Annotated in this window: 30 protein-coding genes; all 30 read left to right on the forward strand. The window is 67.3% G+C overall.

Features of this window, described 5'->3' with window-relative positions; translation table 11 throughout:
* The first annotated feature begins 302 nt into the window (after positions 1 to 302).
* The 30 genes from rpsL to map all read left to right on the forward strand — a co-directional run bounded on the left by rpsL (position 303) and on the right by map (position 22,215).
* The gene (rpsL, locus tag ACZ5CZ_RS22850) at positions 303 to 674 is read left to right on the forward strand and encodes a 30S ribosomal protein S12 (protein WP_003948652.1); all 372 of its coding nucleotides are present in this window, start codon (positions 303 to 305) and stop codon (positions 672 to 674) included.
* Between the two features lie 2 nt (positions 675 to 676).
* The gene (gene rpsG / locus ACZ5CZ_RS22855; RefSeq protein WP_003998848.1) at positions 677 to 1,147 is read left to right on the forward strand and encodes a 30S ribosomal protein S7; all 471 of its coding nucleotides are present in this window, start codon (positions 677 to 679) and stop codon (positions 1,145 to 1,147) included.
* Positions 1,148 to 1,186: 39 nt separating this feature from the next.
* Positions 1,187 to 3,313, forward strand: coding sequence for an elongation factor G (gene fusA / locus ACZ5CZ_RS22860; RefSeq protein WP_385843347.1), 2,127 nt, complete (start codon positions 1,187 to 1,189; stop codon positions 3,311 to 3,313).
* 158 nt (positions 3,314 to 3,471) lie between these two features.
* Positions 3,472 to 4,665 carry an elongation factor Tu gene (tuf, locus tag ACZ5CZ_RS22865; protein WP_385843348.1) on the forward strand — a complete coding sequence of 398 codons (1,194 nt, stop codon included), beginning with the start codon at positions 3,472 to 3,474 and terminating at the stop codon, positions 4,663 to 4,665.
* Between the two features lie 124 nt (positions 4,666 to 4,789).
* Positions 4,790 to 5,770, forward strand: coding sequence for a hypothetical protein (locus ACZ5CZ_RS22870; RefSeq protein WP_468945506.1), 981 nt, complete (start codon positions 4,790 to 4,792; stop codon positions 5,768 to 5,770).
* A 117-nt stretch (positions 5,771 to 5,887) separates the two neighbouring features.
* Entirely contained in the window at positions 5,888 to 8,914 is a 3,027-nt protein-coding gene (locus ACZ5CZ_RS22875; protein ID WP_468945508.1) for a glycosyl hydrolase 115 family protein, read from the forward strand.
* 428 nt (positions 8,915 to 9,342) lie between these two features.
* Complete coding sequence (gene rpsJ, locus ACZ5CZ_RS22880) at positions 9,343 to 9,651, forward strand: 30S ribosomal protein S10 (protein WP_003948644.1); 309 nt, start codon at positions 9,343 to 9,345, stop codon at positions 9,649 to 9,651.
* Positions 9,652 to 9,667: 16 nt separating this feature from the next.
* A complete protein-coding gene (rplC, locus tag ACZ5CZ_RS22885) occupies positions 9,668 to 10,312 on the forward strand; it encodes a 50S ribosomal protein L3 (RefSeq protein WP_014674369.1) in 645 nt (214 codons plus the stop codon).
* Positions 10,313 to 10,320: 8 nt separating this feature from the next.
* The gene (rplD, locus tag ACZ5CZ_RS22890) at positions 10,321 to 10,971 is read left to right on the forward strand and encodes a 50S ribosomal protein L4 (RefSeq protein ID WP_385843351.1); all 651 of its coding nucleotides are present in this window, start codon (positions 10,321 to 10,323) and stop codon (positions 10,969 to 10,971) included.
* Positions 10,971 to 11,390, forward strand: a complete 420-nt coding sequence (rplW, locus tag ACZ5CZ_RS22895; protein WP_385843352.1) for a 50S ribosomal protein L23 — start codon at positions 10,971 to 10,973, stop codon at positions 11,388 to 11,390. Before rplD ends, rplW begins: the two co-directional genes overlap by 1 nt.
* 40 nt (positions 11,391 to 11,430) lie before the next feature.
* Positions 11,431 to 12,267 (forward strand): 50S ribosomal protein L2, encoded by an 837-nt coding sequence (gene rplB, locus ACZ5CZ_RS22900; RefSeq protein ID WP_030601203.1) that lies wholly within the window; start codon positions 11,431 to 11,433, stop codon positions 12,265 to 12,267.
* A 12-nt stretch (positions 12,268 to 12,279) separates the two neighbouring features.
* On the forward strand, positions 12,280 to 12,561 hold the full coding sequence (gene rpsS / locus ACZ5CZ_RS22905; RefSeq protein WP_095748093.1) for a 30S ribosomal protein S19: 282 nt from the start codon (positions 12,280 to 12,282) through the stop codon (positions 12,559 to 12,561).
* Positions 12,562 to 12,606: 45 nt separating this feature from the next.
* Positions 12,607 to 12,954, forward strand: coding sequence for a 50S ribosomal protein L22 (gene rplV / locus ACZ5CZ_RS22910; RefSeq protein ID WP_030778516.1), 348 nt, complete (start codon positions 12,607 to 12,609; stop codon positions 12,952 to 12,954).
* A complete protein-coding gene (gene rpsC / locus ACZ5CZ_RS22915; RefSeq protein WP_014674374.1) occupies positions 12,954 to 13,775 on the forward strand; it encodes a 30S ribosomal protein S3 in 822 nt (273 codons plus the stop codon). Before rplV ends, rpsC begins: the two co-directional genes overlap by 1 nt.
* A gap of 5 nt (positions 13,776 to 13,780) precedes the next feature.
* Positions 13,781 to 14,200: a 50S ribosomal protein L16 gene (gene rplP / locus ACZ5CZ_RS22920; protein ID WP_009190136.1), complete on the forward strand. Its 420-nt coding sequence runs from the start codon at positions 13,781 to 13,783 to the stop codon at positions 14,198 to 14,200.
* Positions 14,200 to 14,424, forward strand: a complete 225-nt coding sequence (gene rpmC, locus ACZ5CZ_RS22925) for a 50S ribosomal protein L29 (RefSeq protein ID WP_007494763.1) — start codon at positions 14,200 to 14,202, stop codon at positions 14,422 to 14,424. Before rplP ends, rpmC begins: the two co-directional genes overlap by 1 nt.
* A complete protein-coding gene (gene rpsQ, locus ACZ5CZ_RS22930; protein WP_385843353.1) occupies positions 14,421 to 14,705 on the forward strand; it encodes a 30S ribosomal protein S17 in 285 nt (94 codons plus the stop codon). Before rpmC ends, rpsQ begins: the two co-directional genes overlap by 4 nt.
* A gap of 97 nt (positions 14,706 to 14,802) precedes the next feature.
* Positions 14,803 to 15,171, forward strand: a complete 369-nt coding sequence (rplN, locus tag ACZ5CZ_RS22935) for a 50S ribosomal protein L14 (RefSeq protein WP_003998823.1) — start codon at positions 14,803 to 14,805, stop codon at positions 15,169 to 15,171.
* 2 nt (positions 15,172 to 15,173) lie between these two features.
* The gene (rplX, locus tag ACZ5CZ_RS22940; RefSeq protein WP_385843354.1) at positions 15,174 to 15,497 is read left to right on the forward strand and encodes a 50S ribosomal protein L24; all 324 of its coding nucleotides are present in this window, start codon (positions 15,174 to 15,176) and stop codon (positions 15,495 to 15,497) included.
* On the forward strand, positions 15,497 to 16,054 hold the full coding sequence (gene rplE, locus ACZ5CZ_RS22945; protein WP_019753095.1) for a 50S ribosomal protein L5: 558 nt from the start codon (positions 15,497 to 15,499) through the stop codon (positions 16,052 to 16,054). The genes rplX and rplE overlap by 1 nt, the downstream gene beginning before the upstream one ends.
* A gap of 5 nt (positions 16,055 to 16,059) precedes the next feature.
* Positions 16,060 to 16,245, forward strand: coding sequence for a type Z 30S ribosomal protein S14 (locus ACZ5CZ_RS22950; protein WP_003948630.1), 186 nt, complete (start codon positions 16,060 to 16,062; stop codon positions 16,243 to 16,245).
* A 215-nt stretch (positions 16,246 to 16,460) separates the two neighbouring features.
* The gene (gene rpsH / locus ACZ5CZ_RS22955) at positions 16,461 to 16,859 is read left to right on the forward strand and encodes a 30S ribosomal protein S8 (protein ID WP_100827756.1); all 399 of its coding nucleotides are present in this window, start codon (positions 16,461 to 16,463) and stop codon (positions 16,857 to 16,859) included.
* Positions 16,860 to 16,883: 24 nt separating this feature from the next.
* Positions 16,884 to 17,423, forward strand: a complete 540-nt coding sequence (rplF, locus tag ACZ5CZ_RS22960; RefSeq protein ID WP_385843355.1) for a 50S ribosomal protein L6 — start codon at positions 16,884 to 16,886, stop codon at positions 17,421 to 17,423.
* Between the two features lie 3 nt (positions 17,424 to 17,426).
* Positions 17,427 to 17,810 carry a 50S ribosomal protein L18 gene (gene rplR / locus ACZ5CZ_RS22965; protein WP_028420764.1) on the forward strand — a complete coding sequence of 128 codons (384 nt, stop codon included), beginning with the start codon at positions 17,427 to 17,429 and terminating at the stop codon, positions 17,808 to 17,810.
* A 36-nt stretch (positions 17,811 to 17,846) separates the two neighbouring features.
* Entirely contained in the window at positions 17,847 to 18,452 is a 606-nt protein-coding gene (gene rpsE, locus ACZ5CZ_RS22970) for a 30S ribosomal protein S5 (protein ID WP_019753099.1), read from the forward strand.
* Between the two features lie 2 nt (positions 18,453 to 18,454).
* Positions 18,455 to 18,637, forward strand: a complete 183-nt coding sequence (gene rpmD, locus ACZ5CZ_RS22975) for a 50S ribosomal protein L30 (protein WP_003974250.1) — start codon at positions 18,455 to 18,457, stop codon at positions 18,635 to 18,637.
* A gap of 2 nt (positions 18,638 to 18,639) precedes the next feature.
* A complete protein-coding gene (gene rplO, locus ACZ5CZ_RS22980) occupies positions 18,640 to 19,095 on the forward strand; it encodes a 50S ribosomal protein L15 (protein WP_030745257.1) in 456 nt (151 codons plus the stop codon).
* 190 nt (positions 19,096 to 19,285) lie between these two features.
* On the forward strand, positions 19,286 to 20,599 hold the full coding sequence (gene secY / locus ACZ5CZ_RS22985; protein ID WP_385843356.1) for a preprotein translocase subunit SecY: 1,314 nt from the start codon (positions 19,286 to 19,288) through the stop codon (positions 20,597 to 20,599).
* A complete protein-coding gene (locus ACZ5CZ_RS22990; protein WP_385843357.1) occupies positions 20,599 to 21,261 on the forward strand; it encodes an adenylate kinase in 663 nt (220 codons plus the stop codon). Before secY ends, ACZ5CZ_RS22990 begins: the two co-directional genes overlap by 1 nt.
* 117 nt (positions 21,262 to 21,378) lie before the next feature.
* A complete protein-coding gene (gene map / locus ACZ5CZ_RS22995; RefSeq protein ID WP_385843358.1) occupies positions 21,379 to 22,215 on the forward strand; it encodes a type I methionyl aminopeptidase in 837 nt (278 codons plus the stop codon).
* Positions 22,216 to 22,416 lie beyond the last annotated feature (201 nt).

Consider the following 22,416-nt stretch of genomic DNA (forward strand, 5'->3'; position numbering starts at 1 on the left):
GCGGCCGGAACGAAGATCGACTAAGGTACGCGCCCTTGACAGCGGCCGCAGCCTGGCGCGGGGTCGGTTCCATTTGTTTTGACCGCAGCGAATGAGGTAGGTACGCTCAGACCTTGTGCCTGGGGTGTGCCCTGGCTCTTGCGCGTGCCTTCACTCCGTGCAGCGAGCCGTGATCGGCCACCGTAATCCGTGCCCCTTTTCGCCTGGCGGCAAGGGCCTGACGGATTCGACACACCCGACCGCGTGGGTCGGCGACGTTCCAGGTTAGCTGTACCTATCGGCACACAGAAACCGGAGAAGTAGTGCCTACGATCCAGCAGCTGGTCCGTAAGGGCCGGCAGGACAAGGTCGAGAAGAACAAGACGCCCGCACTCGAGGGTTCCCCTCAGCGTCGTGGCGTCTGCACGCGTGTGTTCACGACCACCCCGAAGAAGCCGAACTCGGCCCTGCGTAAGGTCGCGCGTGTGCGTCTGACCAGTGGCATCGAGGTCACCGCTTACATTCCGGGTGAGGGACACAACCTGCAGGAGCACTCCATCGTGCTCGTGCGCGGCGGCCGTGTGAAGGACCTGCCGGGTGTTCGCTACAAGATCATCCGCGGTTCGCTCGACACCCAGGGTGTCAAGAACCGCAAGCAGGCTCGCAGCCGTTACGGCGCCAAGAAGGAGAAGTAAGAATGCCTCGTAAGGGCCCCGCCCCGAAGCGCCCGGTCATCATCGACCCGGTCTACGGTTCTCCTCTGGTGACCTCCCTGATCAACAAGGTGCTGCTGAACGGCAAGCGCTCCACCGCCGAGCGCATCGTCTACGGCGCCATGGAGGGCCTGCGCGAGAAGACCGGCAACGACCCGGTCATCACGCTGAAGCGCGCTCTTGAGAACATCAAGCCGACCCTCGAGGTCAAGTCCCGCCGTGTCGGTGGCGCCACCTACCAGGTCCCGGTCGAGGTCAAGCCCGGCCGTGCCAACACCCTGGCGCTGCGCTGGCTCGTCGGCTACTCCCGCGCCCGTCGCGAGAAGACCATGACCGAGCGTCTGCTCAACGAGCTTCTCGACGCTTCGAACGGCCTCGGTGCGGCCGTCAAGAAGCGCGAGGACACGCACAAGATGGCCGAGTCCAACAAGGCCTTCGCGCACTACCGCTGGTAGTCGCAGTCCACATCGAGACCGAGAGAAGACTGAAGCCTTATGGCTACCACTTCGCTTGACCTGGCCAAGGTGCGCAACATCGGCATCATGGCCCACATCGACGCGGGCAAGACGACCACCACCGAGCGGATCCTGTTCTACACCGGTGTGTCTTACAAGATCGGTGAGGTCCACGACGGCGCTGCCACCATGGACTGGATGGAGCAGGAGCAGGAGCGTGGCATCACGATCACCTCTGCTGCCACCACCTGCCACTGGCCGCTGGAGAACGTCGACCACACCATCAACATCATCGACACCCCGGGTCACGTCGACTTCACCGTCGAGGTGGAGCGTTCCCTGCGTGTGCTCGACGGTGCCGTGACGGTGTTCGACGGCGTCGCCGGCGTCGAGCCGCAGTCCGAGACCGTGTGGCGTCAGGCGGACCGCTACGGCGTTCCGCGTATCTGCTTCGTCAACAAGCTCGACCGCACCGGTGCCGAGTTCCACCGCTGCGTCGACATGATCGTCGACCGCCTGGGCGCGCAGCCGATCGTCATGCAGCTCCCGATCGGTGCCGAGGCCGACTTCAAGGGCGTCGTGGACCTGGTCCGCATGAAGGCGCTCGTGTGGTCCGCCGAGGCGACCAAGGGCGAGATGTACGACGTCGTCGACATCCCGGACACGCATGTCGAGGCCGCCGAGGAGTGGCGCGGCAAGCTGGTCGAGGCCGTCGCCGAGAACGACGAAGAGATCATGGAGCTGTTCCTGGAGGGCCAGGAGCCCACCGAGGAGCAGCTGTACGCCGCGATCCGTCGTATCACCATCGCGTCCGGCAAGGGCACCGGCACCACCATCACCCCGGTGTTCTGCGGTACCGCGTTCAAGAACAAGGGCGTCCAGCCCCTGCTCGACGCGGTCGTGCGCTACCTGCCTTCCCCCGTTGACATCGAGGCCATCGAGGGCCACGCGGTCAACGACCCGGAGGAGGTCGTCAAGCGCAAGCCGTCCGACGACGAGCCGCTGTCGGCGCTGGCGTTCAAGATCATGAGCGACCCGCACCTCGGCAAGCTCACCTTCGTCCGCGTGTACTCCGGCCGCCTGGAGTCCGGCACCGCCGTGCTGAACTCCGTCAAGGGCAAGAAGGAGCGCATCGGCAAGATCTACCGCATGCACGCCAACAAGCGTGAGGAGATCGAGTCGGTGGGCGCCGGCGACATCGTCGCCGTCATGGGCCTGAAGCAGACCACCACCGGTGAGACGCTGTCCGACGACAAGAACCCGGTCATCCTGGAGTCCATGGACTTCCCGGCGCCGGTCATCCAGGTCGCCATCGAGCCCAAGTCGAAGGGCGACCAGGAGAAGCTCGGCGTCGCGATCCAGCGCCTGGCCGAGGAGGACCCGTCCTTCCAGGTCCACTCGGACGAGGAGACCGGCCAGACCATCATCGGCGGTATGGGCGAGCTGCACCTCGAGGTGCTGGTCGACCGCATGCGCCGTGAGTTCAAGGTCGAGGCCAACGTCGGCAAGCCGCAGGTGGCGTACCGCGAGACGATCCGCAAGGCCGTCGAGCGCGTCGACTACACCCACAAGAAGCAGACCGGTGGTACCGGTCAGTTCGCGAAGGTGCAGATCGGCATCGAGCCGCTCGAGGGTGGCGACACCTCGTACGAGTTCGTGAACAAGGTGACCGGTGGTCGTATCCCGAAGGAGTACATCCCTTCGGTCGACGCCGGTGCGCAGGAGGCCATGCAGTTCGGCATCCTCGCCGGCTACGAGATGACCGGTGTCCGTGTCATCCTCCACGACGGCGCCTACCACGAGGTCGACTCCTCCGAGCTCGCCTTCAAGATCGCCGGTTCGCAGGCCTTCAAGGAGGCCGCGCGCAAGGCCAGCCCCGTGCTGCTCGAGCCGATGATGGCCGTCGAGGTCACCACGCCCGAGGACTACATGGGCGAGGTCATCGGCGACATCAACTCCCGCCGTGGCCAGATCCAGGCCATGGAGGAGCGGGCCGGTGCCCGCGTCGTGAAGGGCCTCGTGCCCCTGTCGGAGATGTTCGGCTACGTCGGCGACCTCCGCAGCAAGACGTCGGGTCGCGCAAGCTACTCGATGCAGTTCGACTCCTACGCCGAGGTTCCGCGGAACGTCGCCGAGGAGATCATCGCGAAGGCCAAGGGCGAGTAACGCTCCGCGTTCCCACGCCGTAGGCTTGACTCCGGAGCCTCCAGGGGCATTCCCCCGCAATCGCGGACGGAATGCCCCCGGGTTCCGGGCCTTTACAGCAAAGATCACCTGGCGCCGATGAAGTAAGGCGTACAGAACCACTCCACAGGAGGACCCCAGTGGCGAAGGCGAAGTTCGAGCGGACTAAGCCGCACGTCAACATCGGCACCATCGGTCACATCGACCACGGTAAGACGACCCTCACGGCCGCCATTACCAAGGTGCTGCACGACGCGTACCCGGACCTGAACGAGGCCACCCCGTTCGACAACATCGACAAGGCTCCTGAGGAGCGTCAGCGCGGTATCACCATCTCCATCGCGCACGTCGAGTACCAGACCGAGGCGCGTCACTACGCCCACGTCGACTGCCCGGGTCACGCGGACTACATCAAGAACATGATCACCGGTGCCGCGCAGATGGACGGCGCGATCCTGGTGGTCGCCGCCACCGACGGCCCGATGCCGCAGACCAAGGAGCACGTGCTCCTGGCCCGCCAGGTCGGCGTTCCGTACATCGTCGTCGCCCTGAACAAGGCCGACATGGTGGACGACGAGGAGATCCTGGAGCTCGTCGAGCTCGAGGTCCGTGAGCTCCTCTCCGAGTACGAGTTCCCGGGCGACGACGTCCCGGTCGTCAAGGTCTCGGCGCTGAAGGCGCTCGAGGGCGACGCCCAGTGGACCCAGTCCGTCCTGGACCTCATGAACGCCGTCGACACCGCGATTCCGGAGCCGGAGCGCGACGTCGACAAGCCGTTCCTGATGCCGATCGAGGACGTCTTCACGATCACCGGTCGTGGCACCGTCGTCACCGGCCGTATCGAGCGTGGTGTCCTCAAGGTCAACGAGACCGTCGACATCATCGGCATCAAGACCGAGAAGACCACCACCACGGTCACCGGCATCGAGATGTTCCGCAAGCTGCTCGACGAGGGCCAGGCCGGTGAGAACGTCGGTCTGCTGCTCCGCGGTATCAAGCGCGAGGACGTCGAGCGCGGCCAGGTCATCATCAAGCCGGGCTCGGTCACCCCGCACACCGAGTTCGAGGCGCAGGCCTACATCCTGTCCAAGGACGAGGGTGGCCGCCACACGCCGTTCTTCAACAACTACCGTCCGCAGTTCTACTTCCGTACCACGGACGTGACGGGCGTTGTGACCCTCCCCGAGGGCACCGAGATGGTCATGCCGGGTGACAACACCGAGATGTCGGTGCAGCTCATCCAGCCCATCGCCATGGAGGAGGGCCTGAAGTTCGCCATCCGTGAGGGTGGTCGCACCGTGGGCGCCGGCCAGGTCACCAAGATCGTCAAGTAAGTTCCGCTTGCTTGAGGTCACTGACTGACCTGAAGGTCTTCTGACCTGTGAGAGGCCCGTACGACTCCGGTCGTACGGGCCTCTTCGCATGTCCGCGTCACCTTGAACCCTTACGGTTCTCCCTGTGAATACCGTCCCGCCCGCCGAAGGCCCCGACGAGGGCCCGGACTCCTTCCGGTCCTCCATACCCGACGAGCAGTGGGCCGCGTTCCTGCGCGCCGCGGCCGAGGACGACGGGTCCGCCGCGCCGAAGGAGCCGTCGGCGCGCGCCCGGATGGTGGCCCGCAGGCTCCGCGAGAGGTCCGCGTCCGCGGCCGACGCGCGGCCGAGGCCCCGGCGCCCCGCACGGCCGTCGCCGCGCGAGGTGCTCCAGGCCGTGGTCCCCTGGCTGGTCGCCGCGGCCGTACTGCTGTACGGCGCCTGGCAGTGGGGGCTGCTCTCCTGGGACGACGGGAGCGACTCGGCCGAGTCCGGCCCGGCCAGGGCCGTCGCACTGCCCGGCGGCGGTGTCACCGACGGCGCCCACTGCGGCGAGCAGGGCTACCACTACTTCCCGCTGCCCGCGGCCGCCTCCGCGCCCGCCCCGCAGTCCGCCGAAGGACAGCCCGGCCCGCAGCTGACGCTCGGCTCCTACGGCTACGAGAAGCTGTCCGGCCGGACGCCCGGCAGCTTCGGCATCGGGCTGCTCTTCGCGCCGGGCACCCACCGCCCGCTGGTGCTCTCCCGCGATCTGCACGGCGAGGGCGTCGCGGTGGAGATCGAGGGCCCGCACGGCCTGGTCGCCGGGGCGCACGGCCTGCCCGTCACCTGGGCCGCCCCCGGGAAGGCCGGCGGCGCCGACCGGCAGCACATCGACGTCACGGACGGTGGCGGCGGCGAGATCACCCTCCCGCTGACGGCCCTGTGCCCCGGGTACGACGCCGAGACGGTGACGGAGGGCCTGCGGATCCCGACGGACTCCTCGAACACCATCACCGGGCAGCCGGCCTACACCCTGACCGTGTCGGTGCGGGAACCGGCGGTCGGCACGCTGCGCACCGCGATCGGGCTGCCGGCGGGCGGCGGCCTGCTCAGCGCCAACAACCTGGTGCCGGACGGCCCCTGAGCGGCCGCCGCGCTTCGAAACTATTCGGCGCCGCCGACCCATTCCCCCCACCGCCCCCTCCCTTCACTATTTGTCATGCCACTTGGCAAATAGAGGCCGTGCAGAGGGAGGGGACGCATGTCCGTGGCGCGCAGAACGGTGCTGGGGGCGGGACTGGCCGCCGTGCCCGTGCTGACCTCGGGGACCGCCCGGGCCCAGGGAGGGGCCGCGGACCTGACGGTGACCGACCCCGGGGCGTACATCTCCTTCACCGGCGGCGCCTTCTCGCTGGTCGGCGCCCCCGTGGTGGTCAGCCCCGACGACCACCCCGGCGTCGTACGGGTCGCATCTGACCTCCGCGACGACCTCGAGCGCGTGACCGGCGTCCGCCCCGGCACCACCATCGGCCGCTTCCCCGTGCTGCTCGGCACGATCGGCCGCAGCCCGCTGATCGACGGCCTGGTCCGCTCCGGAAAGCTGGACGTGACCGGGGTCCGGGGCGGCTGGGAGACCTCGCTCCAGACCGTCGTGGAGCATCCGCTGCCCGGGGTGGAGCGGGCGTTCGTCGTCGCGGGCAGCGATCCACGGGGCACGATCTTCGGGGCGTACGACGTCTCGTACGGCATCGGAGTCTCGCCCTGGCACTGGTGGGACGACGTGCCGCCGGTGCGGCGCACCGGGGTCTGGGTGCGCCCTGGACGCTTCACCCAGGGCACCCCCCGGGTGAAATACCGGGGCTTCTTCATCAACGACGAGAACCCGGCCCTCGGCACCTGGGCCCCGGCGTACTTCGGACCGGGCAAGGCGCCGGGATATCCCAACGGCTTCAACTCCGCCTTCTACGCCAAGGTCTTCGAGGTCCTGCTGCGGCTGAAGGGCAACTACCTCTGGCCGGCGGTGTGGGGCCGGGCCTTCGCCGAGGACGACCCGGACAACCACCGGAGGGCGGCGGAGTACGGCGTGGTCATGGGCACCTCCCACGAGGCGCCGATGATGCGGGGCATCGAGGAGTGGAACCGGCACGCCGGCCCCGGCCACGACCCCTACGGGGGCACGGGGGAGTGGTCGTACCGCCGCAACGCGGACGCTCTGCGGGCCTACTGGCGAGCCGGCATCCAGCGCATGGTGGACCAGGGCTTCGAGGGCGTGGTGACCCTCGGGATGCGCGGCAACGGCGACATCGGCCTGCCCGACGGCGACGGCATCGAGCTGATGCAGCAGATCATCGACGACCAGCGCCGGATCATCGAGGAGGTGACCGGCCGGCCGGCCGCCGAGACCCCGCAGGTCTGGACCCTCTACAAGGAGGTCCAGCGCTACTGGGACCGCGGTCTGCGCGCCCCCGACGACGTCACGGTGGTCCTCACGGACGACAACTGGGGAAACATCCGGAAGCACCCGGACAGCCCCCGCAGCGGCGGCTACGGCCTCTACTACCACTTCGACTACGTCGGGGCCGGCCGCAACTACAAGTGGGTCGACACGGCCAACCTCCGCAACGTCTGGGACCAGCTCCACCAGGCGCACGCGTACGGCAACCACGGCCTGTGGGTGGCGAACGTCGGCGATCTCAAGGGCAACGAGCTGCCGACCGAGTTCTTCCTGAGCTACGCCTGGGACCCCGACCGCTGGCCCCTGGAACGGCTGGGGGAGTGGGAGCGGCGCTACGCCCGGCAGAACTTCGGCGAGGCGTCGGCCCATGACATCGCCGCGGTGCTGGCGGAGTACGGCCGGCTCCAGGCCCGCCGCAAGCCGGAGCTGCTGAACCGCCGTATCACGCTCTCCGCCGACAGCCAGGTGGTCTACGACGACCGGCAGACCCCGTACCGCTTCGCGCACCGGGAGCTGGAGCGGGTGACCGAGGAGTGGCAGGAGCTGGGCGGCCGCGCCGAGCGCATCGCCCGCCGGCTGCCGCCGGAGCGGCAGGACGCCTGGTTCGAGCTGGTCGGCTACGAGGTGACGGCGACCGCGAACCTGTACGCGCTGCGCTCGGCGGAGTTCACGAACCTGCTGTTCGCCGGGCAGGGCCGGGCGGCGACGAACGACCGCGCGGCCCGGGCGGAGGCCGCCTTCGCCCGCGACCTCGCCCTGGCCGACCGCTTCAACTCCCGTGTGGCGAACGGGAAATGGCAGGGCTTCCAGACCCAGCCGCACATCGACTACGGCGACGTCGACCGCTACGGCCCGAACGCGGGCTGGCAGCAGCCGGAGAAGGACAACGTGGCCCTGCCGGACGTCCTCTTCCCCGCCGTACGCCGCATCCAGCTGCCCCCGGACGCCCGGCTGGGGGTGTCGGTGGACGGCGCGGAGGACGCGGGCCAGTGGTGGCCGGGGGGCGCCTTGGGGGAGGCGGTGCTGCCGGAGTTCAGCCCGTACCAGACCCGCCCCCAGCAGTACCTGGAGGTCTTCAACCGGGGCGGGACCCCCTTCGACTACCGGGTGTCCTCCTCGGTCCCCTGGCTGCGGGTGGACCACCCGGCGGGCCGCGTCGAGCAGCAGGTCCGGCTGGAGGTCCGCGTCGACTGGTCCCGGGCCCCGGCCGGCCGCGCCGAAGGCACGCTCACGGTGAGCGGCGCGGGCGCGTCGGTCCCGGTGCGCTGTGTGGCCGTCCGCCCGGCCGCCCGGGGCCTGCGGGGCTTCGTGGAGGCCGGCGGCTATGTGGCGATCGACGCGGACCACTACGACCGGGCGGTCGGGCGGTGGCGCCGCATCGAGGGCATCGGCCGCACGGGCGCGGGCATGACCCCGTGGCCGGTGACGGCCCCCTCCCGGGCCCCGGGCGGCTCCTCGCCGCGCCTGGAGTACGAGGTGAGCCTGGTGTCGGAGCCGGACACCGAGGTGACCGTCTGGGCCCTGCTGTCCCCCCGCAACCCGGCCGTGCCCAAGGTGTCCGGCCTGCGCTACGGCGTCTCCCTCGACGACGGCCCGGTCCGTACGGTGGACATCACGGCGGGCGCGGACGACGGCGCCCTGAACGCGGTGTGGGCCCGCAACACCTCGGACAACATCAACCGCACCGCCACCCGGCACGCGGTGGGACCGGGTGTCGTGCACCGGCTGAAATTCTGGATGGTGGACCCCACGGTGGTGGTCCAGCGGCTGCTGATCGACACGGGCGGGCTGCCGGAGCTGTATCTGGGCCCGGTCGAGAGCCGGCGGATCTGACCCCCGGGCCGAGCCCGGGCCGACCCCGAGCCGCGCCCGGACCGGCCTTCGGTTTGACCTACGTCACTCTCGGGGTAATCTCTTCGGCTCGATTGGCATCGAGGGTGCCCCATATGGCAGACTGTCCGAGTTGCTCGGTCGAGTGTTGATGCTGCGCGCCTCCCGCCGGGAGGACCGGAAGCGAGTCCCACAGTACTCGTCGCCTTAACTGCCACATGGCAGCGCTGGGGCGGACGTACGGGAATCTTCCGGGAAGTGTGGTGCGGCACCGGCCAGGCACCCGGTGAACCTCTTCCCCAAGACAAGGGATGTTCGAACAAGGGACATCTGTGTCAGCGGGAACGCGACACGCCCGACCGCGTGGGTCGGCGAAAGTCAAAGGAACACCAGGTTCCAGAGCTGTAGAGAGACAGGACTACTGAGTAGCCATGGCGGGACAGAAGATCCGCATCCGGCTCAAGGCCTACGACCACGAGGTCATCGACTCCTCGGCGAAGAAGATCGTCGAGACGGTGACCCGCACTGGTGCGTCGGTCGCGGGCCCGGTGCCGCTGCCCACTGAGAAGAACGTGTACTGCGTCATCAAGTCGCCGCACAAGTACAAGGACTCGCGCGAGCACTTCGAGATGCGCACGCACAAGCGCCTGATCGACATTCTCGACCCCACCCCCAAGACCGTTGACTCTCTGATGCGACTCGACCTCCCGGCCGGTGTCGACATCGAGATCAAGCTCTGAGGCTGGTGAGCTGAGAATGGCTAAGCAGATCAAGGGCATCCTGGGCGAGAAGCTCGGCATGACGCAGGTGTGGGACGAGAACAACCGTGTTGTTCCGGTCACCGTCGTCAAGGCCGGCCCCAATGTCGTCACCCAGGTCCGTACCAACGACGTCGACGGCTACGAGTCCGTTCAGATCGCCTTCGGCGAGATCGACCCGCGCAAGGTGAACAAGCCCCTCAAGGGCCACTTCGCCAAGGCCGACGTCACCCCCCGTCGCCACCTCGTCGAGATCCGCACCGCGGACGCCTCCGAGTACACGCTGGGCCAGGAGATCACCGCTGAGGTGTTCGAGGCCGGCGTGAAGGTCGACGTGACCGGCAAGAGCAAGGGCAAGGGCTTCGCCGGCGTCATGAAGCGCCACAACTTCCGTGGCCTCGGCGCCGGACACGGCACCCAGCGCAAGCACCGCTCCCCCGGTTCCATCGGTGGCTGCGCCACCCCGGGTCGTGTGTTCAAGGGCCTCCGCATGGCGGGTCGCATGGGCAACGAGCGGGTCACCACCCAGAACCTGACCGTCCACGCCGTTGACGCGGAGAAGGGTCTGCTGCTCATCAAGGGCGCGGTTCCCGGTCCGAACGGCGGCCTCGTCCTGGTCCGCACCGCGGCCAAGGGGGCCTGAGGTAACCGATGAGCACTGTTGACATCCTTTCGCCGGCGGGCGAGAAGGCCGGTTCCGTCGAGCTCCCCGCGGAGATCTTCGACGCCAAGGTCAGCGTCCCGCTGATCCACCAGGTCGTCGTCGCGCAGCTGGCCGCGGCCCGTCAGGGCACGCACAAGACCAAGACGCGTGGCGAGGTCCGCGGTGGTGGCAAGAAGCCGTACCGCCAGAAGGGCACCGGTCGCGCCCGCCAGGGTTCGACCCGCGCGCCGCAGTTCGCCGGTGGTGGCGTCGTGCACGGTCCCGTGCCGCGTGACTACTCGCAGCGGACCCCGAAGAAGATGAAGGCCGCCGCCCTGCGCGGTGCCCTCACCGACCGGGCGCGTCACAACCGCATCCACGTCGTTTCCGGCGTGGTCGAGGGCCAGGTCTCCACCAAGGCCGCGAAGAGCCTGTTCGGCAAGATCAGCGAGCGCAAGAACCTGCTCCTGGTCGTCGAGCGCTCCGACGAGGCCGCGTGGCTGTCCGCCCGCAACCTGCCCCAGGTCCACATCCTGGAGCCGGGCCAGCTGAACACGTACGACGTTCTCGTCTCGGACGACGTGGTCTTCACCCAGGCCGCGTTCGAGTCCTTCGTGTCTGGCCCCAAGGCCGCTGACACCGAAGGGAGCGAGGCCTGATGGCTATCCGTCACCCCGCTATCGCCTCGAAGGCGGCCAAGGCCGCCAAGGCCGCGCGCGTCGCCAAGGCGAAGCGCCACGCCACCGAGGGCAAGAACACCGTCGAGACCCCGCTGAGCAAGTCGTACACGGACCCCCGTGACGTCCTGCTGAAGCCGGTCGTCTCGGAGAAGAGCTACGCGCTCCTCGACGAGAACAAGTACACGTTCATCGTCGACCCGAACGCCAACAAGACCCAGATCAAGCAGGCCGTCCAGGCGGTCTTCGACGTCAAGGTCACCGGGGTCAACACGATCAACCGCCAGGGCAAGCGCAAGCGCACGAAGACCGGCTTCGGTCAGCGTGCCGGCAGCAAGCGCGCGATCGTGACCCTCGCCGAGGGCGACCGTATCGACATCTTCGGCGGTCCGACCGCCTAAGGGCGGTCCGGATCGTCCGATATCGGACGAGGACTGAGAAATGGGAATCCGCAAGTACAAGCCGACTACGCCGGGCCGTCGTGGCGCCAGCGTTGCCGACTTCGTCGAGGTCACGCGGTCCACGCCGGAGAAGTCGCTGGTCCGTCCCCTGCACAGCAAGGGCGGCCGTAACAACGCCGGTCGTGTGACCGTTCGCCACCAGGGTGGCGGACACAAGCGCGCCTACCGTGTGATCGACTTCCGTCGTCACGACAAGGACGGCGTGCCGGCGAAGGTCGCGCACATCGAGTACGACCCCAACCGCACCGCGCGCATCGCGCTGCTGCACTACGCGGACGGCGAGAAGCGCTACATCCTCGCCCCGCGTAACCTCCAGCAGGGCGACACCGTGGAGAACGGTCCCGGGGCCGACATCAAGCCGGGCAACAACCTGGCCCTCCGCAACATCCCGGTCGGTACCACGATCCACGCGATCGAGCTCCGTCCCGGTGGCGGTGCCAAGTTCGCCCGCTCCGCCGGTGCCTCCGTGCAGCTGCTCGCGAAGGAGGGCGCCTACGCCCACCTGCGCATGCCGTCCGGCGAGATCCGCCTGGTCGACGTCCGCTGCCGCGCCACCGTCGGCGAGGTCGGCAACGCCGAGCAGAGCAACATCAACTGGGGTAAGGCCGGCCGTAAGCGGTGGCTGGGCGTTCGCCCGACCGTCCGTGGTGTGGTCATGAACCCGGTTGACCACCCGCACGGTGGTGGTGAGGGCCGGACCTCCGGTGGTCGCCACCCTGTGTCCCCGTGGGGCAAGAAGGAAGGCCGTACTCGTTCGCCCAAGAAGGCGTCGAACAAGTACATCGTCCGCCGCCGCAAGACGAACAAGAAGCGCTAAGGACGGGTTGAGATGCCTCGTAGCTTGAAGAAGGGGCCCTTCGTCGACGACCACCTGATCAAGAAGGTGGACGCCCAGAACGAAGCGGGCAGCAAGAACGTCATCAAGACCTGGTCCCGTCGCTCGATGATCGTCCCGGCCATGCTCGGCCACACGATCGCGGTGCACAACGGCAAGACCCACATCCCGGTGTTCGTCACCGAGTCGATGGTCGGCCACAAGCTCGGCGAGTTCTCGCCGACTCGCACCTTCCGGGGCCACGTCAAGGAAGACCGGAAGTCGAAGCGCCGCTAGTAGCGGATCGCATTCAGACACGTAAGTAACTCTGAAGGGACAACCATGGAAGCCAGGGCCCAGGCGCGGTACATCCGCGTCACGCCCATGAAGGCCCGCCGTGTGGTGGACCTCATCCGTGGCATGGACGCCACGGAGGCCCAGGCTGTTCTGCGATTCGCTCCGCAGGCAGCCTCCGTGCCGGTCGGCAAGGTGCTGGACAGCGCCATCGCCAACGCCGCGCACAACTACGACCACACCGATGTCGACAGCCTCTTCGTCTCCGAGGCCTACGTCGACGAGGGCCCGACCCTGAAGCGGTTCCGTCCGCGTGCCCAGGGCCGTGCCTACCGGATCCGCAAGCGGACCAGCCACATCACCGTGGTCGTCAGCAGCAAGGAAGGAACCCGGTAATGGGCCAGAAGGTAAACCCGCACGGGTTCCGGCTCGGTGTCACGACCGACTTCAAGTCGCGTTGGTACGCCGACAAGCTGTACAAGGACTACGTCAAGGAAGACGTCGCCATCCGTCGGATGATGACGTCCGGCATGGAGCGCGCCGGCATCTCGAAGGTTGAGATCGAGCGCACCCGTGACCGCGTCCGGGTGGACATCCACACCGCTCGCCCGGGCATCGTCATCGGCCGCCGCGGCGCCGAGGCCGACCGCATCCGCGGTGACCTGGAGAAGCTGACCGGCAAGCAGGTCCAGCTGAACATCCTCGAGGTCAAGAACCCGGAGACGGACGCTCAGCTGGTGGCCCAGGCCGTCGCCGAGCAGCTGTCCTCCCGCGTCTCCTTCCGCCGTGCCATGCGCAAGAGCATGCAGTCGGCGATGAAGGCCGGCGCCAAGGGCATCAAGATCCAGTGCGGTGGCCGCCTCGGCGGCGCCGAGATGTCCCGCTCGGAGTTCTACCGCGAGGGCCGTGTGCCCCTGCACACGCTCCGCGCGAACGTGGACTACGGCTTCTTCGAGGCCAAGACGACCTTCGGCCGCATCGGTGTGAAGGTCTGGATCTACAAGGGCGACGTCAAGAACATCGCCGAGGTCCGCGCCGAGAACGCTGCCGCCCGTGCGGGTAACCGCCCGGCCCGCGGTGGCGCCGACCGCCCGGCCCGTGGTGGCCGCGGTGGCGAGCGGCGTGGTCGTAAGCCGCAGCAGGCTGCCGGCGCCGAGGCCCCCAAGGCCGAGGCTCCCGCTGCCGCTCCGGCTGAGAGCACCGGAACGGAGGCCTGACCGTCATGCTGATCCCCCGTAGGGTCAAGCACCGCAAGCAGCACCACCCGAAGCGCAACGGTATGTCCAAGGGTGGCACGCAGGTTGCGTTCGGCGAGTACGGCATCCAGGCGCTGACCCCGGCCTACGTGACGAACCGCCAGATCGAGGCGGCTCGTATCGCGATGACCCGCCACATCAAGCGTGGCGGCAAGGTCTGGATCAACATCTACCCGGACCGTCCCCTCACCAAGAAGCCTGCCGAGACCCGCATGGGTTCCGGTAAGGGTTCTCCGGAGTGGTGGATCGCCAACGTCAAGCCCGGACGTGTGATGTTCGAGCTGTCGTACCCCAACGAGAAGATCGCCCGTGAGGCGCTGACTCGTGCGGCCCACAAGCTGCCGATGAAGTGCCGGATCGTCAAGCGCGAGGCAGGTGAAGCGTGATGTCGGCCGGTACCAAGGCGTCCGAGCTGCGCGAGCTGGGCAACGAGGAGCTTCTGGCGAAGCTCCGCGAGGCCAAGGAAGAGCTGTTCAACCTCCGCTTCCAGGCGGCCACGGGTCAGCTCGAAAACCACGGTCGGCTGAAGGCCGTCCGTAAGGACATCGCGCGGATCTACACCCTGATGCGCGAGCGTGAGCTGGGCATCGAAACGGTGGAGAACGCATGAGCGAGAGCAACGTGACTGAGAACGCAGAGGCCCGCGGCTTCCGCAAGACCCGTGAGGGTCTCGTCGTCAGCGACAAGATGGACAAGACCGTCGTCGTCGCCGTCGAGGACCGCGTGAAGCACGCGCTGTACGGCAAGGTCATCCGCCGTACGAACAAGCTCAAGGCGCACGACGAGCAGAACGCTGCGGGTGTCGGCGACCGCGTCCTCCTGATGGAGACCCGGCCGCTGTCCGCGACGAAGCGCTGGCGCGTCGTCGAGATCCTCGAGAAGGCCAAGTAATTCCTGCGGGGAAAACCCGCAGGTCAGTTCCGCCAGGCTCGGCAGGGGCTCGTAACAGGGCCCCTGCCGGGAACCGGCAGACAAACAGGAGATAGACGTGATCCAGCAGGAGTCGCGACTGCGCGTCGCCGACAACACTGGTGCGAAGGAGATCCTTTGCATCCGTGTGCTCGGTGGCTCCGGTCGCCGCTACGCGGGCATCGGTGACGTCATCGTCGCCACCGTCAAGGACGCGATCCCCGGTGGCAACGTGAAGAAGGGTGACGTCGTCAAGGCGGTCATCGTTCGCACCGTCAAGGAGCGCCGCCGTCCGGACGGCTCGTACATCCGCTTCGACGAGAACGCCGCCGTCATTCTGAAGAACGACGGCGACCCTCGCGGCACCCGCATCTTCGGCCCGGTCGGCCGTGAGCTGCGCGAGAAGAAGTTCATGAAGATCATCTCGCTCGCGCCGGAGGTGCTGTAAGCATGAAGATCAAGAAGGGCGACCTGGTCCAGGTCATCACCGGTAAGGACAAGGGCAAGCAGGGCAAGGTCATTGCCGCTTACCCGCGCGAGGAGCGTGTCCTGGTCGAGGGTGTCAACCGGGTCAAGAAGCACACCAAGGCCGGTCCGACCGCTCGCGGTTCGCAGGCCGGTGGCATCGTTACGACCGAGGCGCCGATCCACGTCTCCAACGTCCAGCTGGTCGTGGAGCAGGACGGCAAGAAGGTCGTCACGCGTGTCGGCTACCGCTTCGACGAAGAGGGCAACAAGATCCGCGTTGCCAAGCGGACGGGTGAGGACATCTGATGGCTACCACCACCACTCCGCGTCTGAAGCAGAAGTACCGCGAGGAGATCGCGGGCAAGCTGCGTGACGAGTTCAAGTACGAGAACGTCATGCAGGTTCCCGGCCTCGTCAAGATCGTGGTCAACATGGGTGTCGGCGACGCCGCCCGTGACTCGAAGCTGATCGAGGGCGCGATCCGCGACCTGACCACCATCACCGGTCAGAAGCCGGCCGTCACCAAGGCCCGCAAGTCCATCGCGCAGTTCAAGCTGCGCGAGGGTCAGCCGATCGGTGCCCACGTCACGCTCCGTGGCGACCGCATGTGGGAGTTCCTGGACCGCACCCTGTCGCTCGCGCTGCCGCGCATCCGCGACTTCCGCGGCCTGTCCCCCAAGCAGTTCGACGGCCGTGGCAACTACACCTTCGGTCTCACGGAGCAGGTCATGTTCCACGAGATCGACCAGGACAAGATCGACCGCGTCCGGGGTATGGACATCACCGTGGTGACCACGGCGACCAACGACGCTGAGGGCCGTGCGCTCCTTCGTCACCTCGGCTTCCCCTTCAAGGAGGCGTGAGCGAGATGGCGAAGAAGGCTCTGATCGCTAAGGCTGCTCGCAAGCCCAAGTTCGGTGTGCGTGGCTACACGCGCTGCCAGCGCTGCGGCCGTCCGCACTCCGTGTACCGCAAGTTCGGCCTCTGCCGCGTGTGCCTTCGTGAGATGGCTCACCGTGGCGAGCTGCCGGGCGTGACCAAGAGCTCCTGGTAATCCCTGCTTTTTAGGGATTCCTGGACCTCTCGGTAAGCAACCGGGACGGCAGGGGTGCCACCCCTCATGGCTTAGGCTAGGAGGGTTGGGCCTCTGCCGCCCTGAACGACTTACTACGCCGTAGGTCCCCGCGCCGCACCCGTCCCGTCTTCGAAGTACGGGGAGAGGGATGGCGCATATAGGAAACCCCGGCGAGAAAGGCCACAGGCCAATTCATGACCATGACTGATCCGATCGCAGACATGCTGACGCGTCTGCGGAACGCGAACTCGGCGTACCACGACACCGTGACGATGCCGGCTTCCAAGATCAAGTCTCACATCGCGGAGATCCTCCAGCAGGAGGGCTTCATCACGGGCTGGCGCGTCGAGGACGCCGAGGTGGGCAAGAACCTCACCCTCGAGCTGAAGTTCGGCCCGAACCGTGAGCGCTCCATCGCGGGCATCAAGCGGATCTCCAAGCCCGGTCTCCGGGTGTACGCGAAGTCCACCAACCTGCCCAAGGTGCTGGGCGGCCTCGGCGTGGCGATCATCTCCACGTCGCACGGGCTCCTCACCGACAAGCAGGCCGGCAAGAAGGGCGTGGGCGGGGAAGTCCTCGCCTACGTCTGGTAGCAGAAGGGAACGGAGGAAACAGCTATGTCGCGTATCGGCAAGCTCCCCATCGCGGTTCCCGCCGGCGTGGACGTCACCATCGACGGCAGCACGGTTTCGGTCAAGGGGCCCAAGGGCACGCTGACTCACACCGTCGTGGCGCCGATCGAGATCGTCAAGAACGAGGACGGCACCCTCCAGGTGACCCGCCCCAACGACGAGCGTCAGAACAAGGCCCTCCACGGCCTGTCCCGCACGCTGGTGGCGAACATGATCACCGGCGTGACCCAGGGTTACGTGAAGAAGCTCGAGATCAGTGGTGTCGGTTACCGCGTGACCGCCAAGGGCTCGAACCTCGAGTTCGCGCTCGGCTACAGCCACCCGATCACCGTCGAGGCGCCCGAGGGAATCACCTTCAAGGTGGAGACCCCGACCCGCTTCCAGGTCGAGGGCATCGACAAGCAGAAGGTCGGCGAGGTTGCGGCCAACATCCGCAAGCTGCGCAAGCCCGACCCGTACAAGGCCAAGGGTGTCAAGTACGAGGGCGAAGTCATCCGCCGCAAGGTCGGAAAGGCGGGTAAGTAAGCCATGGCATACGGGCAGAAGATCCTCAAGGGTGACGCCTACAAGCGCGCCGCGATCAAGCGCCGTCACATCCGGATCCGCAAGCGGATCTCGGGTACCGCGGAGCGTCCCCGTCTGGTCGTGACCCGCTCCAACCGCCACATCGTGGCGCAGGTGATCGACGACCTCAAGGGCCACACCCTGGCGTCGGCGTCCACGCTGGACAGCTCGATCCGCGGTGGCGAGGGCGACAAGTCCGCGCAGGCCAAGCAGGTCGGCGCCCTGGTCGCCGAGCGTGCCAAGGCCGCCGGTGTCGAGGCCGTCGTGTTCGACCGAGGTGGCAACCAGTACGCCGGGCGCATCGCCGCCCTGGCGGACGCCGCCCGCGAGGCCGGGCTCAAGTTCTGAGCCGCTTGTAGCTAGCGGAAAGAGAGAGGTAATCCAATGGCTGGACCCCAGCGCCGCGGTAGCGGTGCCGGTGGCGGCGAGCGGCGGGACCGGAAGGGCCGTGACGGCGGCGCTGCTGCCGCCGAGAAGACCGCGTACGTTGAGCGCGTCGTCGCGATCAACCGCGTCGCCAAGGTTGTGAAGGGTGGTCGTCGCTTCAGCTTCACCGCGCTGGTCGTGGTGGGCGACGGTGACGGCACCGTGGGTGTCGGATACGGCAAGGCCAAGGAGGTGCCGGCCGCCATCGCCAAGGGCGTTGAGGAGGCCAAGAAGCACTTCTTCAAGGTCCCCCGCATCCAGGGCACCATCCCGCACCCGATCCAGGGTGAGAAGGCTGCCGGCGTCGTGCTGCTCAAGCCCGCGTCCCCGGGTACCGGTGTTATCGCCGGTGGTCCGGTGCGCGCCGTGCTCGAGTGCGCCGGTATCCACGACGTGCTGTCGAAGTCGCTCGGCTCCGACAACGCCATCAACATCGTGCACGCGACCGTGGAGGCCCTGAAGGGCCTGCAGCGTCCCGAGGAGATCGCGGCCCGCCGTGGTCTGCCGCTCGAGGACGTCGCTCCCGCGGCTCTGCTGCGTGCGCGTGCCGGGGCGGGTGCGTAATCATGGCGCAGCTCAAGATCACGCAGGTCAAGTCCTACATCGGCAGCAAGCAGAACCACCGCGACACCCTGCGGTCCCTTGGTCTCAAGGGCATCAACACGCAGGTCGTCAAGGAGGACCGCCCCGAGTTCCGCGGCATGGTGCACACCGTCCGCCACCTCGTGACGGTCGAGGAGGTCGACTGATCATGGCGGAGCAGAACCCGCTGAAGATCCACAACCTCCGTCCCGCCCCGGGCGCCAAGACCGCCAAGACCCGTGTGGGTCGTGGTGAGGCGTCGAAGGGTAAGACGGCCGGTCGTGGTACCAAGGGCACCAAGGCCCGCTACCAGGTTCCGGAGCGCTTCGAGGGTGGCCAGATGCCGCTCCACATGCGCCTCCCGAAGCTGAAGGGCTTCAAGAACCCGTTCAAGACCGAGTACCAGGTCGTGAACCTCGACAAGCTGGCCGCGCTCTACCCCGAGGGTGGCGAGGTCACCGTCGAGGGTCTGGTGGCCAAGGGTGCCGTTCGCAAGAACAGCCTCGTCAAGGTCCTCGGCCAGGGCGAGGTCTCCGTGGCGCTCCAGGTGACGGTCGACGCCGTCTCCGGTTCCGCCAAGGAGAAGATCACCGCCGCCGGCGGCACGGTCACCGAGCTCGTCTGACACCCTCAGGCGTCGGCTTGATGACGTAAACGAACCCGACCGGGGATACCTCACAATGAGGTATCCCCGGTCGGTCGTTCCTAGGGGGGCAGTGTCGCCGGTAAGGTGGCCTGCACTGTTCTTTCTTCGTATTCGTCGAACCTCAGACCGTCACCCTTGACGCAGTTGCGCGGGGGTCGCAGGAGGCACCGTGCTCACCGCGTTCGCCCGGGCGTTCAGGACGCCCGACCTGCGCAAGAAGCTGCTCTTCACGCTGGCCATCATCGTGGTCTACCGGGTCGGTACCCACATCCCGATCCCCGGCGTCAACTACAAGGCCGTCCAGCAGTGTGTGACCGAGGCACAGGGCAACCAGGGCCTGTTCGGCCTTGTGAACATGTTCAGTGGTGGCGCCCTGCTCCAGATCACGGTCTTCGCGCTCGGCATCATGCCGTACATCACGGCCAGCATCATTCTTCAGCTGCTGACCGTGGTCATCCCGCGTCTGGAAGCCCTGAAGAAGGAGGGCCAGGCCGGTACGGCGAAGATCACGCAGTACACCCGGTACCTGACGGTCGCCCTCGCGATCCTTCAGGGCACCGGCCTGGTCGCCACCGCCCGCAGCGGCGCTCTCTTCAACGGCTGCTCGGTCGCCACGAGCATCGTCCCGGACCAGGCGATCTTCACGACGATCACCATGGTCATCTGCATGACCGCCGGCACCGCCGTGGTGATGTGGCTCGGTGAGCTGATCACCGACCGCGGCATCGGCAACGGCATGTCGATCCTGATGTTCATCTCGATCGCCGCGACCTTCCCGTCCGCGCTGTGGGCCATCAAGAAGCAGGGCACCCTGGCCGGCGGTTGGATCGAGTTCGGCACGGTCATCCTGGTCGGCCTGGTCATGGTCGCGCTGGTGGTCTTCGTCGAGCAGGCCCAGCGCCGTGTCCCGGTCCAGTACGCGAAGCGCATGATCGGCCGCCGTTCCTACGGTGGTACGTCCACCTACATCCCGCTCAAGGTGAACCAGGCGGGTGTGATTCCCGTCATCTTCGCCTCCTCGCTGCTCTACATCCCGGCGCTCGTGGCGCAGTTCGCGGGGGGCAATTCGAACTGGAAGCAATGGATCCAGACGAACCTCACCAAGGGCGACCACCCGATTTACATCACTTTGTACTTCTTGCTCATCGTTTTCTTCGCGTTCTTCTATGTGGCGATCTCCTTCAACCCCGAGGAAGTCGCCGACAACATGAAGAAGTATGGTGGCTTCATCCCGGGCATCCGGGCTGGCCGACCGACCGCTGAGTACCTGAGCTACGTGCTCAACCGGATCACCTGGCCGGGTTCGCTGTATCTGGGACTGATCGCTCTCGTACCGACGATGGCGTTGGTTGGCTTCGGGGCGAGCCAGAACTTCCCCTTCGGCGGGACCAGCATCCTGATCATCGTGGGTGTGGGTCTTGAGACGGTGAAGCAGATCGAGAGCCAGCTCCAGCAGCGCAATTACGAAGGGTTCCTCCGCTGATGCGTATCGTCCTCGTCGGGCCGCCGGGCGCCGGTAAGGGAACGCAAGCCGTCCGTCTCGCCGAGAAGCTGGCCATCCCGCACATCTCCACGGGAGACCTGTTCCGCGCCAACATCAGCCAGCAGACCGAGCTGGGCAAGCTGGCCAAGTCCTACATGGACAAGGGTGAGCTGGTCCCGGACGAGGTCACCATCGCGATGGCCAAGGACCGCATGGAGCAGCCGGACGCCGAGGGCGGCTTCCTGCTGGACGGCTTCCCGCGGAACGTGCAGCAGGCCGAGGCGCTGGACGAGCTGCTCCGCACCGAGGCCATCACGCTGGACGCGGTGCTGGACCTGGAGGTCCCCGAGGACGAGGTCGTCAAGCGGATCGCCGGCCGGCGCATCTGCCGCAACGACTCCTCGCACGTCTTCCACGTGACCTACAGCAAGCCGAAGCAGGAGGGCGTCTGCGACGTCTGCGGCGGCGAGCTGTACCAGCGTGACGACGACTCCGAGGAGACGGTCCGCACGCGGCTGGAGGTCTACCACACGCAGACCGAGCCGATCATCGACTACTACAAGGCGCAGGGCCTGGTCGTCACGATCTCCGCCCTGGGCCCGGTGGACGAGATCACGCAGCGGGCGCTGGAGGCGCTCAAGCGCGAGAAGGCCCAGCACTAGCAGTTCGCGGTCCTTCCGGCCGCGGTGCCCTCCCGGGCGCCGCGGCCGTAGTGTTGTGTGCGTACGTGTTCGTGTACGTAACCCAGTCGACGTGAGTGACGGAGAGCGCAGGCCCCCATGGTGCAGATCAAGACGCCCGAGCAGATCGCCAAGATGCGTGCGGCGGGTCTGGTCGTCGCCGCCATCCACGCGGCCACCCGCGAGGCCGCGGTGCCCGGCGCCACCACCAAGGACCTGGACGAGGTCGCCCGCAAGGTGCTCGCCGAGCACGGCGCGAAGTCGAACTTCCTCGGGTACGGCGGCTTCCCGGCGACCATCTGCACCTCGGTGAACGACGTGGTGGTGCACGGCATCCCGTCCGACGAGGTGGTCCTCAAGGACGGCGACATCATCTCCATCGACTGCGGCGCGATCGTGGACGGCTGGCACGGGGATGCCGCGTACACGGCCTTCGTCGGCTCGGGCCACGCCCCGGAGCTGATCGAGCTGTCCCGTGTCACCGAGGAATCGATGTGGGCCGGCATCGCGGCGATGAAGCAGGGCAACCGCCTGGTCGACATCTCCCGGGCCATCGAGACCTACATCCGCCGCCAGCCCAAGCCGGGCGGCGGCCGCTACGGCATCATCGAGGACTACGGCGGCCACGGCATCGGCACCGAGATGCACATGGACCCGCATCTGCTGAACTACGTCGACCGGCGCCGCGGCAAGGGCCCCAAGCTGGTCTCCGGCTTCTGCCTCGCGATCGAGCCGATGGTCTCCCTCGGCACCCCGCGCACCGAGGTCCTCGAGGACGACTGGACGGTCATCACGACCGACGGCACCTGGTCCTCCCACTGGGAACACTCCGTCGCCCTGACCGACGAAGGCCCCCTGGTCCTGACCGCCCCCGACGGCGGCAAGGCGAAGCTGGCGGAGTACGGCGTCACGGCAGCACCGGACCCGCTGGCCTGATCCGCCGCCCGACCGGGAGCCCGACCGGGACCGCCGGTCGGCGCAGCCGCTCAAAGGGAACATCCGCTCGCTTAGTGATCTTCCGGGTAGGGCAGACTTTCTCGATTCGCCTTTCTCGGGGTGCCGACGTAGACTGACTCGTCGGCTCTTGTGCACCCTCATGCCTTCGTGCGTGGGAGTGGGACAAAAGTCGATCAAGGT

It is taken from the genome of Streptomyces sp. NPDC031418 (assembly GCF_055581605.1).